The organism is Streptomyces chattanoogensis, assembly GCF_001294335.1.
Lineage (GTDB): Bacteria > Actinomycetota > Actinomycetes > Streptomycetales > Streptomycetaceae > Streptomyces > Streptomyces chattanoogensis.
On record NZ_LGKG01000141.1, the window covers coordinates 26,561 to 41,436 of the forward strand.

Sequence of the window (14,876 nt, forward strand, 5' to 3'; positions counted from 1 at the left end):
CCTGCCGAGGCCGGGGCGTGCCAGCACTCTCCCGATCCGTAGAACGGAGCGTGACCCCTCATGTCCACCACCCCCCGCATCGCGATCATCGGCGCCGGCCCCGGAGGCCTCGTCTGCGCGCGCGTCCTGCAGCAGCACGGCGTACCGGTCACCGTCTTCGAGCGGGAGAGCGACCCCGACTCCCGTTCGCAGGGCGGCACTCTCGACATCCACGAGGAGACCGGCCAGGCCGCCCTGCGCACGGCCGGGCTGTTCGACCGGTTCCTCGCGCTGTCCCGGCCCGAGGACCAGCAGTGGAGCCTGTACGACCGGCACGCGCAGCTGATACGCCACGACCAGGCCGGCGAGGGCGATCTGAGCAGGCCCGAGATCGACCGCGGCCAGCTGCGCACCCTCCTGCTGGACTCCCTCGCCCCCGGCACGGTCCGCTGGGGCCACCGCGTCAAGGCCGTCACCCCGCTGCCCCACGGCACTGCCCGGCTGCACCATCACGACGGCGCCGTCGAGGAGTTCGACCTGGTCATCGGCGCCGACGGCGCCTGGTCCCGAGTGCGCCCCGCGCTCTCCGGCGCCCAGCCCTCCTACACCGGCGTCACGATGGTGGAAGTCCACTTCGACGACGTCGACCACCGTCACCCCGGCATCGCCCGCCTGGTCGGCGGCGGCACCATGTCGGCCAAGGCGGGCCGCCGCGGCCTGGTGCTGCAGCGCAACAGCAACGGACACGTCCGCGGCTACATCATCTTCCGCGGGCCCCAGGACTGGCACGCCGGACTCGACCTCGCCGACACCGCAGCCGTACGCGCCCGCCTCCTCGCCCAGTACGAGGGCTGGGACGAGAGGCTGCTGGACATCCTGCGCGACAACGAGGGCGGTTTCCGCAACCGCCCCATGTTCGTCCTTCCCGTTCCCCACACATGGCAGCGCGTCCCCGGCATCACCCTGGTCGGCGACGCCGCCCACCTGATGCCGCCCGTCGGCGTCGGCGCCAACCTCGCACTGCTCGACGGCGCCGAACTCGCCCAGGCCGTCATCGGCCACCCCACCATCGACCAGGCCCTCGACGCCTATGAAGGCGTCATGCTGCCCCGGGCCGCCGACAACGCGAAGACCGCCCGGCAGATGCTGACCACCCTCGTACCCGACACCGACTCCGACGCCGCCGCCTTCCCCGAGACCGTCTGGCCGGACCGGCTCAGCTCTTCGTGAGCGCTTCGCGGCGGATCCACCGGAGCAGGGCGGGGTTGCCGACGGTGGTGATGACGCTGACGGTGGAGCGGTGGTGGCGGTTGTCGTCCAGCAGGGCCGGCATGCTCGCGGCCAGGTCCGCACGGGCGGTGAACCTGCCGTCCGCGTGGCCCTCGGCAAGGGTGCCTGGCCGGTGAGCAGACGGCCGGTGGAACCGTTGGCTCCGGAGACCGTGATACGCATGGCGACCGTCCTTCCCTGGTTGCTACGCGTTCCGGTGAGCGGTCCGGGCAGCTGTGCGCAGCGGTCCGAGCGCCTGCGCCCATGCCAGCAACTCGTCGACCAGCCGGTGGACTTCTGCCGTGTGCAGCTCGCGTGGCCGGAAGTCGGTGAAGTCCACGAAGTCCTCGCGCAGCGACAGCGCCACCTGCGGCCCGATGTCGGCCATCCGCAGCACACCCGCCTGTGCGCGCAGCTTCTGCACCGCCATGACCGCGCCGAAGACGCCGTAACCGACGTAGCCGACGTAGCCGACGGAGCCGACCGGCTTGGCACCCCACTCCTGGTGGAGGTAGTCGATGGCGTTGGTCAGGGCGGCGGGCGGGGCGGTGTTGTACTCGGGGGTGACGAGGACGTAGGCGTCGTACGAGCCGATCCGCTCGGCCCATCGCCGGGTGTGCGGCTGCCGTCCCGGTGCCTTGGCCGCCGGGACGGCTTCGTCGAGCAGCGGCAGCGCGTGGCCGGCCAGGTCCACGAGCTCGAAGTCCGCGGCGCTGCCCGCGTGTTCGGCGGCCAGGTCCGTTGTGGCGCCGGCCTCCCGGTCGCTTTTCAGGGACTGCGCCGCCGCTAATGTGTTCGCGTGATGCCGAACCAGGATTGCCGGTTTCCCGCCGGGCTCGCTGCCGCCATGGCGGTTCCGTTCGACCATGCGGGCGGTGACGGGGGCGACTTCGAGCCCTTCGCGGCCTTCCTGTCTGCGGAGGAGACCACCAAGTGGTTCCGGGCATGGACCGGCAACGCCGAGGTGAACGGGGACGGCTTCCGCGTGTTCGGCCAGGACGGCACCGGCGGATACGCCGCGTTCTGGCTGATCCGCCCCGGGCGGGCACTGGTCGAGCAGCCCGTTGTCTTCCTCGGCTCGGAAGGGGAGACCGGCGTCGTCGCGGGCAACCTGGGGGCCTTCCTGTGGCTGTTGGCCGCCGGTTTCGGCCCCTGGGAGGCCGCCACCTCGTACCAGCCCGAGTGGGTCCCACGCCCCCATGCCGAGCTGACGGCCATCGCCGAACGGTTCGCACCGGACCACCGTGCGCCGGCAACGGCCCTGATAGAGCAGGCCGCAGGAGAGTTCCCCGACTTCGACGACACCCTCATGGAACTCTGCCGCTGAACCCGGCCACCGGAGACCGGAGCGGCCGTCTCCCTCACCCCGATCGCTCCCCGCTCCCGCATCGTCTGCCCGGTCGGCGCGGCGCGTCGGCTCCGGACCCGCCGCCGTACGGCGCTCGGTGTGCGCGTCAGGCGATGTGGTCGTCCAGCAGCTCGGCGTTCAGACGGTCGCTGAACTGATCCACGTAGCGGTTCAGCTCCCGCGACCGCAGCCGGATCCCGTACTGCGCCTCCAGGTTCGCCGCGAACGCGCCCGGTGTCGGCATGCCTTCGCCCTCCAGCGAGTGACGGAACACCCGGTACAGGTCCTCATCGGTGGGGGTCCCGGCCGGTGCCTGAGCGGGCTGCGGGTCCGCTTCGGAGGTGCCCGTGCCGAGCGGACGCGTCCCGCCCGCACCGGTCGGCACCAGGACCTGCGGCTCGGGCTCCGGCGTGCGCGGCGCCGGTACCGGGACCTGCTCGTGCGCTGCCCTCTGCGGGTCCTCGTCGTACGAGGGCTGATGCTGCTGCTCCGGCTCCGGGGCGAACGCCGGGTCGTAGTCGCCCTGATAGGCCACCTGCTGCGACGCCGCGAACCACTGGCTGGGCATTGCCTCGGCCGGCTCCTGGGCGCCCGGCTCCAGGGCGGACTGCGCGGGCTGCTGCGGCGCCGGCAGCAACTGCGGTTCGATGCCTGCCGCGGCAAGCCCCGCGGGAGCCGTCTCGGCCAGCGGCACCCCGTACCGGGCGAGCCGCAGGGGCATCAGGGACTCCACCGGAGCCTTACGGCGCCAGCTCCGCCCGAATCGCGAACGCAGGCGTGCCTGGTACACGAGCCGTTCCTGCTCCAGCTTGATCACCGCGTCGTACGACCGCAGCTCCCACAGCTTCATCCGCCGCCACAGCAGGAACGTGGGGACGGGTGACAGCAGCCAGCGGGTGATGCGTACACCCTCCATGTGCTTGTCCGCCGTGATGTCGGCGATCCGCCCGACGGCGTGCCGGGCGGCCTCGACGGTGACGACGAACAGCACCGGGATGACGGCATGCATGCCCATGCCCAAGGGGTCGGTCGCCGCGGCGGCGTTGAACGCCACCGTCGCGACGGTCAGCACCCACGCCGTCTGCCGCAGCAGCGGGAAGGGCATGCGGATCCAGGTCAGCAGCAGATCCAGCGCGAGCAGGACACAGATGCCCGCGTCGATGCCGATGGGGAAGAAGTAGGCGAAGGTGCCGAAGCCCTTCTTGATGGCCAGTTCCCGCACGGCCGTGTAGGAGCCGGCGAAGCCGATGCCGGCGATGACCACCGCGCCGGTGATGACCACCCCGATGAGTATCCGGTGTGTGCGTGTCAGCTTCAGTGGCTCGGCCACCCGAGAACCCCTCTTAGTCGGTCTGTTGCGAGCGACAGCCTGGCACACGCGTGCGGGCGGGTGGGTGTCGGTACGGAGGGAGCCGGGTCACGATTGGGCTCGGGCGCGCCCCTCGCGCAGCCGGGACGGCGCGAGGGCCCGCACCATGGATCGGTGCGGGCCCTGCGGTACGGCACTGCGGCGCGCTACGGCACGGGGGTCAGCCGTTGGCCTTGACGGCGGCGGCGACGGCCTCCTTGGCGGCGGGCTGGGCGCGCTTGAGCAGGTCGGCGGCCTTGGGGGTGTCGTCGCCGGACATGTTCGCGCCGTTGTAGTTGATCATGACGACGATGTTGGCCGTACGGGCGACGACCGTCGTGTTCGTGAAGGCCGTGCCTTCCTTCTTTATGTCGTACGTGAGCGTGGTGGCCTCGTCGCCCGTGCCGGACGTCTTGACGACCTTGAGCTTCTTGGCGCCCTTGGTGGCCTTCGCGTTGGCGACCGTCTTGGCGTAGAACTCCGTGGCGCGCTTCTCGCCGGAGCCGATCTGCGGGTTGGGGTCGGAGTCATAGCGCTGGAAGCCGATGTCCAGCCAGCGGAACTGCGTGCCGTCGACGCCCTGCGAGTCGGAGCTGGCCCAGGTGCAGGTGCCGTGCGTGGTGGCGTCGGTGGAGTCGCCCTGGTCCCCCGACTTGTCCTTCGCCTCGGGCACCAGCTTGTCGAGGGTGCCCTTGGAGAACGCCTCGCACGGGTTCGGCAGCTTCTTGTACTTGGCGGCCGCGACGGTGGGCGACGGGCTGCTCGACTTGCTGGGCGCTTCGGAGGCCTTGTCGGAGGTCTTGGTGTCCGAGCCGGAGCAGCCGGCGACGAGCATCACCGGGACTGCGGCGCAGGCGAGAAGGCTGGCGAGTCGCTTGGCTGAACGGTGCATGGTTCCTTCGCTGTTCGTCGTCGTGGCGGCGGCCCCGCCTCGCGCACGAGGCTGGTACGGGAGTCCGTACGGGTGGTCCGTACGGGGGCGGCGCTAGACGGCACGGTACGCGGCGGAGCGAGGTCCGTGGCCGGTTCGTGTCGTTTGAACGATCGAATGAATGCGGCAAGGCGCCACTAAAACGGCAAGTGTCAGATGCAGGTCAATCCGGACTATTCGCTCAGGCTCTCCGCCAGCTCATCGGCCAGCGAACGCGCCTTGTCCTGCAGTTCCTGGCTCTCCGGCAGGGTGGCCTTGTCCGTCGACCACTGGTCATAGGTGATCGTCACGACCACATTCGACGTGCGAAAGACCACAGTGACATCACGGTGCACACCGGAGTCCGCGGTGGCCAGCTTGTCGTTCAGGAACGCCACATCGCCGAGACCGCCCAGAACGCGCGGCGCCGTGGAGCCGCCGGCGTCCGCACTCGCCCCCGCCGACGGCGACGACGGGCCGCCCGACGGCTTCCCCGTGGCCCCGTCCGCACCCTTGCCGCCCTTGGTGCTCTTCGCCTCCCCGCCCTTGGCGGACGGGGGCGGTGAGGTGGGCGAGGCGGGGGAGGCGGAACCGTCGGACGGAATCTCCGCCGCCAGCTCCTTGCCCGCGTAGATCTCCTGCGCCCGGTCGTCATCGCTGACCGAGGGGTCGTACGAGACCACCCGCACGATGTCGAGCGACAGATGCCGGGTGCCCTCGGTCGTCTCGCGCTTCCAGCGGCAGCCGACGCGGCGGTCGGTGTCGTAGGTGACCTCCGCCTGGCCCGCGTAGATCTTCTCCGCCTCGTCGTGCGACAGCTGCTGGTCGTCGCCGGGCAGCAGGCCGCGCACGGTGCTGCGCGCGGGGAGCCCGCAGGCCTCCGGGAGGGTCTGGTAGCGGCCCGGCTCGGCGGCCTGGCTCGATGTCGCGGCATCGCCGCCCTTGGCGTCGGCGGCCCCGCCGTCGGTGCCGGAGCCGGCGGTGCAGCCGGTGAGGCCGGCGGCGAGCGCCGCGGCGGCCACCAGCGCGGCACCGGGCACGAACGACGAGCGCGGCGTCTTCCGTCGCATCGGTCGCGGCTCCTTCCCTTTGCTTCCCCTGCGGGGATCCCCATGCTTCCCCTGCCGGGATCCCCGCGAAATGTGGTTGCCGCCGAGTGGCGGCCGATGGACACAATGTCTACCGCACGTCTCACCGCGAACGCCGGTCAACCGTCCAAGATCCGATGACTTGTCCGCGTTTTGCGTTTTATCTGTTTTCGGGGGAATGAGGAAGTTATGTCGTACACCGAAGTGCCCGGCGCGCAGGTACCCATCCGGATGTGGACGGACCCGGCCGCGGTCGAGGATGTCGCGATGCAGCAGCTGCGCAACGTCGCCACCCTGCCGTGGATCAAGGGCCTGGCCGTGATGCCGGATGTGCATTACGGCAAGGGGGCCACGGTCGGTTCGGTGATCGCGATGCGGGGGGCCGTCTGCCCGGCGGCGGTCGGTGTCGACATCGGCTGCGGGATGAGCGCGGTGAAGACCTCGCTGACCGCCAACGACCTGCCCGGTGATCTCTCCCGGCTGCGGTCGAAGATCGAGCAGGTGCTTCCCGTGGGGCGGGGTATGCACGACGCGCCGGTGGACCCGGCGCGGCTGCACGGCGTCGCGACCGCGGGGTGGGGGGACTTCTGGGCCCGGTTCGACGGCGTCGCGGAGGCGGTCAAGTTCCGTCATGAGCGGGCCACGAAGCAGATGGGAACGCTCGGCGGCGGAAACCACTTCTGGGAGTTCTGCATCGACGCCGACCAGGCCGTGTGGATCATGCTGCACTCCGGATCCCGCAACATCGGCAAGGAACTGGCCGAGTACCACATGGGCGTGGCCCAGAAGCTGCCGCAGAACCAGGGGCTGGTCGACCGCGACCTCGCCGTCTTCATCGCGGACACCCCGCAGATGGCGGCGTACCGGAACGATCTGTTCTGGGCGCAGGAGTACGCGAAGCACAACCGCGAGATCATGATGGCCCTCACCCAGGACGTGATCCGGCGCGAGTTCAAGAAGGCGAAGGTGACCTTCGAGGAGGTCATCTCCTGCCACCACAACTATGTGGCGGAGGAGCGGTACGACGGCATGGACCTGCTGGTGACCCGTAAGGGCGCCATCCGGGCGGGGAGCGGCGAGTTCGGCATCATCCCGGGCTCGATGGGCACCGGCTCCTACATCGTCAGGGGTCTGGGGAACTCCGCGTCCTTCAACTCCGCCTCGCACGGCGCCGGCCGGAAGATGAGCCGTAACGCCGCCAAGAAGCGGTTCTCGACGCGGGACCTGGAGGAGCAGACGCGGGGTGTGGAGTGCCGTAAGGACTCGGGAGTGATCGACGAGATCCCGGGCGCCTACAAGCCGATCGAGAAGGTCATGGAGCAGCAGCGGGACCTGGTGGAGGTTGTCGCCCACCTCAAGCAGGTGGTCTGCGTGAAGGGCTGAGGCCCGGCACGACACGTGATCGGCAAGCCCCGGACCGTACGCGGTCCGGGGCTTGATGCTTGCGGATGGTCTTGTTCGTCCCCCCTTTGAACGGACCTTTGAGCCCGTGACCTTGAGCCCGTGACCTTGGGTCCGTGGCCTTGAAACCAATCCAGTTGATTAAGTCAATCAACTACATTACCGTGATGTCATGCGACCAAGCAGAGACGACGTGGCACGGTTGGCGTTCGCGGTGAACACGGTGGCTGCCGGTGTGGAACGGGCCCGCCGCAGGATTCCGGAGGCGGCGTCCCTCGCCGTCCTCCAGGTGCTCGGCTGGGCGGAGCGGGAGGTCCCGGACAAGGCGGTGCGTCCGTCCGATCTCGCCTCCGCACTGGAGGTGCACCGATCGGCCATCACCCACCAGCTGAGGACGCTTCAGCAGGCCGGCCACGTGACGCTGACGACCGATCCGGCGGACCGCCGCTCCAGCTTCGTCACGCTCACCGACTCCGGACGGCACGAGCTCGACCGGCTGGCCGAGCAGGGCCTCGACCGCTTCACGGCCTTCGTCGCCGACTGGGACGCCGCGGACGTGCGAACCCTCGCCGACCTGCTGACCCGGTTCGAGGAGTCCAAGGCGAAAGCGGGCAATCCACACCTGGACCGGTGACCGCTCGGCGAAGCGCACGACCAGGAGCACACCACCATGGGGGACCGCGTGACACTGCGGGTACTGATCGCCGGTGCGGGGGTGGGCGGCCTCGCCCTCGCCCAGGCACTGCGCCAGGCCGGACTGGCCGTGACGGTCTTCGAACGGGCGCCGACGGTACGGGCCGACCGGCGGGGATACCGGATCAACATCAACCGCGTGGGCGGCGACGCCCTCGCCGCCTGCTTACCGAAGGATCTGTTCCGGCTGTACCTGGCCACCTCCCATGACGAGGCGCGGGCCCGGGTCGCCGTCTTCGACCACCGCATGCGCCCGCTGTACGCGACCGACGTCGGCGTCGACGGCACCGCCACCCCCCGGGATCACACCGGGGTCAACCGGCTGACGCTGCGCCAGATCATGCTGGCCGGCCTGGAACGGGAGGTGCGCTTCGGACAGGAGGTGGTCGGCTTCGAGCAGACCCCCGACCGGGTGCGGGTGCGCCTCGCCGACGGCTCGACCGCCGAGGGCGATCTGCTGGTCGGCGCCGACGGCGTGGGCTCGGCCGTGCGCGCCGGGCTGCTGCCCCGCGCAGGGACCCGCGACACCGGCGTCCGCTGCCTGTGGGGGCGCACCACACTGCGCCCAGCGCTACGGGACCTGCTGCCCGCGCCGCTCTTCGACCGGGTCGCGGTGACGGTCGCCCCGCAAGGCCACATCGGGATCTGGGGGGCCTACCGCGCCCGCCAATCGCACGGGGAAGCCGCCGCCGCGGTGACGCCGCCGGTGTCACTGGACCCGGAGCCCGACTACCTGATGTGGGTGCTCAGCGGCGAACCGCGGGGACCCTTCGCCGGCGCAGACCAGTGGCGTACCGCGTCGCCGGCCGGGCTGCACCGGTACGCGGCCGACGCGACCACCGGATGGCACCCCGCCTTGCACCAGGCGGTGCGGGAGGCCGCCCCGGAAGACTGCTTCGTCCAGAACGTACGCGTCGCCGGCCGGCCGCCCGCCTGGCCCACCGGACGGGTCACCCTGCTCGGCGACGCGATCCACCCGATGTCCCCGGCCGGCGGCACCGGCGCCAACACCGCACTGCGCGATGCGGCCGTGCTCGCGGACCAGCTCACCGCCGTCCGGCATCCCGCCGGGCTGGTACCGGCGGTGGCCGCATACGAAACCGAGATGTGCCGGTACGGCTTCGCCGCCGTAGCCGAATCGCTGCGCTACGGAGAGCGGTTCGCCCAGGCGATCCGCCCTGCCGGAAAGGAAACCCATCGATGAACAGGTCCCTACGCGCCCTGCTGCCCACCCTGCTCGACCTGGTCGTTCCGACCGTCGTCTACTACCTGCTGCACTGGCTCGGCGTCGCCGACGTGCCCGCGCTGATCACCGCCTGCGCGGCCACCGCCGGGTACACCGTTCCCCGCATGATCCGCGGACGGCGAGTGGACGCGCTCGGCCTGCTCGTCATCGCCGAACTCGCAGCGACGGTCGCGCTGCTGTCCCTCTCCGGTGACGCCCGGCTGGCGCTGCTGCGCCCCACCGTCTACCTCACCGTCGCCGCTGCCGTCTTCCTGCTCTCCTGCTGGCGCGGCCGCCCGCTCACCTACACCGGAGCCACACCGATGGCCACCAAGGGCGACCCGGAGCGGGCCGCGGCGTACGAGCGCAGTTGGCGCAACTCCCCGCAGATGCGGACCACCCACCGCCGACTCACCGCCGCGATCGCCGCCGCGATGCTCGGCTACGCCCTGCTGAACGCAGTGATCGTCTACGCGTTTCCGGTGAGCCAGGCCGACGGGTTGCAGAAGGTGCCGGGGATCGCCCTGATCCTCGCGATCATGGTGATGCTCCGCTCGCGCGTACCACGACTGTCCCGGATCGTCGACGCCGAACAGCAGCGGCCCACCGATGCGCACCAGTCACCCACGGCCGCACGCACGTAGCGGCAGGCACTCAGCGATCCGCCTGGTATCCGATGGAGCAGCAGCGGATCTGGGCTGCTCCATCGCGTCTGCGCCGCCCCGCCCGGTTGTTGTTGCGCTCAACCGGTGCGGTGGACCTTGGTGTTGGAGGCCTGGGCGCGGGGGCGGACGACGAGCAGGTCGATGTTGACGTGGGAGGGGCGGGTGACCGCCCAGGTGATGGTGTCGGCGACATCGTCCGCGCTGAGGGGCTCGGCGACGCCCTCGTAGACCTTCGCGGCCTTGGCGGTGTCGCCGCGGAAGCGGGTGGTGGCGAACTCTTCGGTCTTGACCATGCCGGGCGCGATCTCGATGACGCGTACGGGCTCGCCGCACAGTTCGAGGCGGAGGGTTTCGGCGATGACATGGGCGCCGTGCTTGGCGGCGACATATCCGCCGCCGCCTTCGTAGGTCGCGTGACCGGCGGTGGAGGACAGTACGACGACGGTGCCGTCGCCGGAGGCGGTGAGGGCGGGCAGCAGCGCCTGGGTCATATGGAGCGTGCCGAGGACGTTGACCTCGTACATGGCGCGCCAGTCGGCCGGGTCTCCGGTGGCGACCGGTTCCGCGCCGAGGGCGCCGCCGGCGTTGTTGACCAGGACGTCACAGCGGCCGAGGGAGGCCGCGAACGTCTCGACGGCGGCGCGGTCGGTGACATCGAGGGCGTATGCCTCGGCGTGCGGCAGCTCGGCGGCGAGTGCCTCGATGCGGTCCTTGCGGCGGGCGGTGAGGACGACGCGGTATCCGGCGGCGGCGAGCTGCCGTGCGGTGGCGGCGCCGATACCGCTGCTCGCTCCGGTGATGACGGCGGTACGGGCATCCGGGGCGCCGTCGGTGGGGGTACGGCCCTCGGCAGGGCGTGCGTCGGCGGTCATGCGCTCTCCTCGGACCTGGGGTGATGGTCGGATCCCCGCGTCCCCGTGCTCGTCGTGCGACCGGGGGCGGCCGGGCGGTTCGTGCTGTGTGGTGCGTGCTGTGTGGTGCGTGGTGCGTGTTGTGTTCTGTGTCCTGTGTGGTGCCTGGCGATCAGGATATGCAGGCGGGCGTCAGCGGCCCCGAGGGGCGTACATGATCACTCCCATGCCGGCCAGGCAGATCAGTGCGCCGATGACATCCCACCGGTCGGGCCGGTAACCGTCCGCGACCATGCCCCAGGCGAGCGACCCGGCGACGAAGACCCCGCCGTATGCGGCCAGGATGCGGCCGAACTCGGGGTTCGGCTGGAGGGTCGCGACGAAGCCGTACAGCCCGAGCGCGATCACCCCTGCGCCGATCCAGACCCAGCCCCTGTGCTCCCGGATCCCCTGCCAGACCAGCCATGCGCCGCCGATTTCGAAGAACGCGGCGACGACGAACAGGGCGATGGAGCGGGCGATCAGCATGGAGGCCAGGGTGCCAGGGCAGGGCGCCCGGCCCGGTGAGCGGGGGTTGGGTGCGCCGTCGGGAAGGCCGTTGTCGGTGCCCTGTGAGAGCTTCGAGGACATGCTCATCGAACGTGCCTATGTGGATCTCCCGGAGGGCGAGGGGACGGCCGAGGACGGCTGGCCCTGGACGGTGCCCTGTGTGCGGCAGCTGGCCGAGGAAGGGCTGACGTTCCGTGCGCCGGTCACCTTTCTGGTGGGGGAGAACGGCTCGGGGAAGTCGACCTTGGCGGAGGCACTCGCGGAGGCCTTCGGCCTGGATTCGTACGGCGGCTCGGCGGGCTACAAGTACGCCAGCTCGCGGGAGCCGTCGGAGCTGGGCGCGTTGCTGCGGTTCGACCCCACATACGCCGGGCGGCGGATGATCCGGGGGCCGCGCACCCGACGCCGCGGCTTCTTTCTGCGGGCCGAGACCGCGTTGGACGCGCTGAGCCGCGAGCAGCAGACACAGCGGCTGTCCCAGTCTCCGGTCGAGATGAGCCATGGTGAGGGCTTTCTGCTGGCCTTCCGGGAACGGTTCGCGCAGCCGGGGCTGTATGTGATGGACGAGCCGGAGGCGGCACTGTCGTTCTCCTCCTGTCTTCAACTGGTCGGCCTGATGGATGAGTTGAGGGCTGTAGGGGCGCAGGTCGTCTGCGCCACGCATTCGCCGCTGCTGACGGCGCTGCCGGGTGCCGAGATCGTCGAGGTCGGCGAACACGGCATGCGGAGCGTGGAGTGGGCGGAGCTGGGCCTTGTCGATCACTGGCGGCGATATATGGCCGACCCACGGGCGTATCTGCGGCATGTGCTCACTGGCTAGTGGCTAGTGGCTCGGCCCGTGGCCAGCGGTCGGTGGTCGGTGGCCGGTGGTCGGTGGTCGGTGGGTGGTGGGTGGTGGTGCTCGACGGGCAATGGGTGGTCGGTGGTCGGTCAGCGGTTGGGGGCGGCGGCTCGTGGCCAGTCGGCCGTAGCTGGTGGTTCGTGGCCCGTCGGCTCATGAGCCGATGGTGACGGGCGGGCCGGCCGGTCCGGTGCCGGCGGGGGCTATTGCCGTGCCGGTCCAGTGGGCGAGAGCCGTACGGAGCGCCGCGCCGCGCTCGGCCGGGGCGGTGGCGTCGGTGGCCCAGGCGATATAGCCGTCGGGGCGGACGAGCAGGGCGGTGCGGCGGCCGCTTCCCCAGGCGGCGGTGACGAGCCGGTCGGCGGAGGGGCGGAGGACGCCGGTCTCCTCGGCGGGGGCGATGAGGACGAACCTGCCCTGGCGGAGGAGTTCGTAGAGGCGGCTGCCGTCGGCCAGCTGGATGTCGGGGGCGCGGCGGCCGGTGAGCGGGTGGGCGCCGCGCTCGGCGGGGTAGCTGATGTCGATGCCGGAGATGGCGCGGACCGCTCGGCGGGACAGCGGCTGGATGCGGTTGACGAGCTGCGCGGCCAGTGTGCGGGCGGCGCGCCCCGGAGTGCTGCTCAGCAGGGCGATCCGGAGGATGGCGCCGCTGGTGCGCAGCACCTTCTTGCCGACCGGGTGGCGCTCGGTCTGATAGGTGTCCAGCAGGCTGTCGGGGGAGCGGCCCTGGAGCACCGCGGCCAGTTTCCAGCTGAGGTTGGCGGCGTCCTGCAGGCAGGTGTTCATGCCCTGGCCGCCGGCCGGGGAGTGGGCATGCGCGGCGTCGCCGGCGAGGAAGACGCGGCCCACGCGGTAGTCGGGGACCTGGCGTTCGTCGCTGTGGAAGCGGGAGATCCAGCGGGGGTCGTGCATGCCGTAGTCGCTGCCGAGAGCCAGCCGGGCGCACTCGCGGACCTCGTCGAGGCCGGCGGGCGCGTCATCGGAGGCCTGGCGGTGGCGGTTCCAGCCGATGACGCGGTGGATGCCGTCGCCGAACGAGGCGATCAGGGCGAAGGAGTCGCCGTTGCCGTTGACGGTCAGCGGGGATTCGGGCTCCTGGGTCAGCCGGACGTCGGCGAGGATCAGGGAGCGCAGCACGGACCGGCCGGGGAAGGGCATGCCGAGGGTCTCGCGGACGGTGCTGTGCACGCCGTCGGTGCCGACGAGGTAGGCGGCGCGGGCGCGGTGGATGCCCCCGGCATCGCGGAGGCGGACCGTCACACCGTCGGCGTCCTGGTCGAATCCCAGCACCTCGGAGTCGTACCGGAAGGTGACCCCGGCCTGCCGGGCCCGTCGCGCCAGCAGTTTCTCGACTTCGTACTGCGGAGTGACCAGCACGAACGGGAACCGGGAGGCAAGCACGGTCGGGGCAAGGGTGGCGGCACCGAAGAGGCTGAGCCGGGTGAGCCGATGTCCTCCGGCGACGAGCTCATCGGCGAGTCCGCGGGCGTCGAGCTGCTCCAGGGTGCGGGCGTGCACGACCAGGGCGCGGGTGAGATTGCTGATCGTTTCGGGGCGGCGCTCCAGGAGCGTGACGCGCAGCCCCGCCTCGGCGAGGTCTCCGGCGAGCAGCAGCCCGGTCGGTCCGGCGCCGACCACGATGACATCGGCGATGGCATCAGCGCTTTCGCTGTGCGGGGCCTCGGGGATCGCTGTCGGGTCGGTGGTGCCGGGCTCGTCGGTGGTGCCGGGCTTGCGGTGGGTCTCCGTCATGGCCGCCTCCAATGCCAACGCATGTTGGTCAACGCTTGTTGGCAAGCGTAAAGCGCCCGCGACTGGCATGTCAACACGTGTTGGCCTACATTTGTTGGCATGGCCGACCGGAGACCTCCCCTCACCCCCGACGTGGATCTCGACGCACCCCCCGTCGCTGCCGCCGCCCCCGACGCCGGCGACCACGCCCGCCGCCCCCGCCGCTCCGCGGCCACCCGCGCCGCGATCCTCGCCGCCGCCCGGGACCGCTTCGCCGCCGACGGCTACGAGCGCGCCACCATCCGCGCCATCGCACGGGACGCGGGCATCGATCCGTCGATGGTGATGCGCTACTACGGCAACAAGGAGGGCCTCTTCGCGGCCGCCTCGGAGATCGACGTGCGGGCCCCCGACCTCGCCCAGGTGCCGTCCGGTGAGGTAGGCGCCCGGCTCGTCCGCCACTTCATCGAGCGCTGGGAGGGCGACGAGACGCTGACCGCCATGATGCGCGTCGGCGTCACCAACACCGCGGGCGCGGAACGGATGCGCGGGATCTTCGCCGAGCAGATCAGGCCGGTGCTCGACACCGTCTGCCCGGTGCCCGAGGAGGCGGCCACCCGCGCCGCGCTGATCGCCTCGCAGATCCTGGGCATGGCGCTGTGCCGCTATGTCCTGCACATGCCGCCCGCCGTCGCCCTCACCCATGACGAGCTCGTCGCTTGGCTGGCCCCCACCGTCCAGCGCTATCTGACGGCCCAACGGCCCTGAGGCCCCGCCCCCTCAGTGCCCGTAGGCCGTCGGCGGTACCCCACCGCCGCCGTGACATCGCAGATCAGATGCGCCTGATCGCTGTGGCCAGCTCGGCGGCGACCGCGGCCCACTCGCCCGCCTCTTCCGAGAGGGCGTCAGGCGCGGCATCACGCAGGGCATTGGGCACTGCATCAGACATGGCCCGATTGTGGCCGCGCCGGCGCCGGC

General features: G+C 71.1%; 15 protein-coding genes. 8 read left to right on the forward strand and 7 right to left on the reverse strand.

The window, feature by feature from the left end; genetic code table 11:
• The first annotated feature begins 60 nt into the window (after positions 1 to 60).
• A complete protein-coding gene (locus tag ADL29_RS19880; protein WP_053924995.1) occupies positions 61 to 1,209 on the forward strand; it encodes an FAD-dependent oxidoreductase in 1,149 nt (382 codons plus the stop codon).
• Positions 1,210 to 1,453: 244 nt separating this feature from the next.
• Here ADL29_RS19880 and ADL29_RS19885 read toward each other — a convergent pair whose 3' ends face one another.
• Positions 1,454 to 2,116, reverse strand: a complete 663-nt coding sequence (locus ADL29_RS19885; protein WP_078971143.1) for an NADPH-dependent FMN reductase — start codon at positions 2,114 to 2,116, stop codon at positions 1,454 to 1,456.
• On the opposite strand from ADL29_RS19885, the gene ADL29_RS19890 reads away from it, so the two are divergent.
• Complete coding sequence (locus ADL29_RS19890; RefSeq protein WP_245689539.1) at positions 2,096 to 2,575, forward strand: SMI1/KNR4 family protein; 480 nt, start codon at positions 2,096 to 2,098, stop codon at positions 2,573 to 2,575. The genes ADL29_RS19885 and ADL29_RS19890 overlap by 21 nt on opposite strands.
• Positions 2,576 to 2,702: 127 nt before the next feature.
• Here the strand turns inward: ADL29_RS19890 and ADL29_RS19895 are convergent, their stop codons facing one another.
• From ADL29_RS19895 to ADL29_RS19905, 3 genes are all read right to left on the reverse strand, one after another.
• A complete protein-coding gene (locus tag ADL29_RS19895) occupies positions 2,703 to 3,926 on the reverse strand; it encodes a DUF2637 domain-containing protein (RefSeq protein WP_053924996.1) in 1,224 nt (407 codons plus the stop codon).
• A gap of 199 nt (positions 3,927 to 4,125) precedes the next feature.
• Complete coding sequence (locus ADL29_RS19900; RefSeq protein WP_053924997.1) at positions 4,126 to 4,836, reverse strand: tunnelling fold family protein; 711 nt, start codon at positions 4,834 to 4,836, stop codon at positions 4,126 to 4,128.
• A 212-nt stretch (positions 4,837 to 5,048) separates the two neighbouring features.
• On the reverse strand, positions 5,049 to 5,924 hold the full coding sequence (locus ADL29_RS19905; protein ID WP_053924998.1) for a hypothetical protein: 876 nt from the start codon (positions 5,922 to 5,924) through the stop codon (positions 5,049 to 5,051).
• A gap of 207 nt (positions 5,925 to 6,131) precedes the next feature.
• Between ADL29_RS19905 and ADL29_RS19910 the strand changes: the two genes are divergently transcribed.
• The 4 genes from ADL29_RS19910 to ADL29_RS19925 all read left to right on the forward strand — a co-directional run bounded on the left by ADL29_RS19910 (position 6,132) and on the right by ADL29_RS19925 (position 9,905).
• A complete protein-coding gene (locus ADL29_RS19910; protein WP_053924999.1) occupies positions 6,132 to 7,325 on the forward strand; it encodes an RtcB family protein in 1,194 nt (397 codons plus the stop codon).
• 190 nt (positions 7,326 to 7,515) lie between these two features.
• Positions 7,516 to 7,977, forward strand: a complete 462-nt coding sequence (locus ADL29_RS19915) for a MarR family winged helix-turn-helix transcriptional regulator (protein WP_078971144.1) — start codon at positions 7,516 to 7,518, stop codon at positions 7,975 to 7,977.
• A 36-nt stretch (positions 7,978 to 8,013) separates the two neighbouring features.
• Positions 8,014 to 9,240, forward strand: coding sequence for an FAD-dependent oxidoreductase (locus ADL29_RS19920; RefSeq protein ID WP_053925001.1), 1,227 nt, complete (start codon positions 8,014 to 8,016; stop codon positions 9,238 to 9,240).
• Positions 9,237 to 9,905 (forward strand): VC0807 family protein, encoded by a 669-nt coding sequence (locus ADL29_RS19925; protein ID WP_053925002.1) that lies wholly within the window; start codon positions 9,237 to 9,239, stop codon positions 9,903 to 9,905. Before ADL29_RS19920 ends, ADL29_RS19925 begins: the two co-directional genes overlap by 4 nt.
• A 98-nt stretch (positions 9,906 to 10,003) precedes the next feature.
• Here the strand turns inward: ADL29_RS19925 and ADL29_RS19930 are convergent, their stop codons facing one another.
• A complete protein-coding gene (locus tag ADL29_RS19930) occupies positions 10,004 to 10,798 on the reverse strand; it encodes an SDR family NAD(P)-dependent oxidoreductase (RefSeq protein ID WP_211274355.1) in 795 nt (264 codons plus the stop codon).
• Between the two features lie 171 nt (positions 10,799 to 10,969).
• Positions 10,970 to 11,305: a YnfA family protein gene (locus tag ADL29_RS19935; RefSeq protein WP_053925173.1), complete on the reverse strand. Its 336-nt coding sequence runs from the start codon at positions 11,303 to 11,305 to the stop codon at positions 10,970 to 10,972.
• 100 nt (positions 11,306 to 11,405) lie between these two features.
• Here ADL29_RS19935 and ADL29_RS19940 point away from each other — a divergent pair, with 100 nt between their 5' ends.
• Positions 11,406 to 12,146 (forward strand): AAA family ATPase, encoded by a 741-nt coding sequence (locus tag ADL29_RS19940; RefSeq protein WP_053925003.1) that lies wholly within the window; start codon positions 11,406 to 11,408, stop codon positions 12,144 to 12,146.
• Positions 12,147 to 12,320: 174 nt separating this feature from the next.
• Here ADL29_RS19940 and ADL29_RS19945 read toward each other — a convergent pair whose 3' ends face one another.
• Positions 12,321 to 13,919, reverse strand: coding sequence for an FAD-dependent monooxygenase (locus ADL29_RS19945; RefSeq protein ID WP_078971145.1), 1,599 nt, complete (start codon positions 13,917 to 13,919; stop codon positions 12,321 to 12,323).
• 99 nt (positions 13,920 to 14,018) lie between these two features.
• On the opposite strand from ADL29_RS19945, the gene ADL29_RS19950 reads away from it, so the two are divergent.
• The gene (locus ADL29_RS19950; RefSeq protein WP_078971146.1) at positions 14,019 to 14,666 is read left to right on the forward strand and encodes a TetR/AcrR family transcriptional regulator; all 648 of its coding nucleotides are present in this window, start codon (positions 14,019 to 14,021) and stop codon (positions 14,664 to 14,666) included.
• Positions 14,667 to 14,876 lie beyond the last annotated feature (210 nt).

Excerpts from the sequence above, each read along its gene's own strand:
- ADL29_RS19880 (WP_053924995.1), top strand. The coding sequence starts at position 61 with ATGTCCACCACCCCCCGCATCGCGATCATCGGCGCCGGCCCCGGAGGC.
- ADL29_RS19890 (WP_245689539.1), top strand. The coding sequence starts at position 2,096 with ATGGCGGTTCCGTTCGACCATGCGGGCGGTGACGGGGGCGACTTCGAG.
- ADL29_RS19885 (WP_078971143.1), bottom strand. The coding sequence starts at position 2,116 with ATGGTCGAACGGAACCGCCATGGCGGCAGCGAGCCCGGCGGGAAACCG.
- ADL29_RS19900 (WP_053924997.1), bottom strand. The coding sequence starts at position 4,836 with ATGCACCGTTCAGCCAAGCGACTCGCCAGCCTTCTCGCCTGCGCCGCA.
- ADL29_RS19905 (WP_053924998.1), bottom strand. The coding sequence starts at position 5,924 with ATGCGACGGAAGACGCCGCGCTCGTCGTTCGTGCCCGGTGCCGCGCTG.
- ADL29_RS19910 (WP_053924999.1), top strand. The coding sequence starts at position 6,132 with ATGTCGTACACCGAAGTGCCCGGCGCGCAGGTACCCATCCGGATGTGG.
- ADL29_RS19915 (WP_078971144.1), top strand. The coding sequence starts at position 7,516 with ATGCGACCAAGCAGAGACGACGTGGCACGGTTGGCGTTCGCGGTGAAC.
- ADL29_RS19920 (WP_053925001.1), top strand. The coding sequence starts at position 8,014 with ATGGGGGACCGCGTGACACTGCGGGTACTGATCGCCGGTGCGGGGGTG.
- ADL29_RS19925 (WP_053925002.1), top strand. The coding sequence starts at position 9,237 with ATGAACAGGTCCCTACGCGCCCTGCTGCCCACCCTGCTCGACCTGGTC.
- ADL29_RS19930 (WP_211274355.1), bottom strand. The coding sequence starts at position 10,798 with ATGACCGCCGACGCACGCCCTGCCGAGGGCCGTACCCCCACCGACGGC.
- ADL29_RS19935 (WP_053925173.1), bottom strand. The coding sequence starts at position 11,305 with ATGCTGATCGCCCGCTCCATCGCCCTGTTCGTCGTCGCCGCGTTCTTC.
- ADL29_RS19940 (WP_053925003.1), top strand. The coding sequence starts at position 11,406 with ATGCTCATCGAACGTGCCTATGTGGATCTCCCGGAGGGCGAGGGGACG.
- ADL29_RS19945 (WP_078971145.1), bottom strand. The coding sequence starts at position 13,919 with ATGACGGAGACCCACCGCAAGCCCGGCACCACCGACGAGCCCGGCACC.
- ADL29_RS19950 (WP_078971146.1), top strand. The coding sequence starts at position 14,019 with ATGGCCGACCGGAGACCTCCCCTCACCCCCGACGTGGATCTCGACGCA.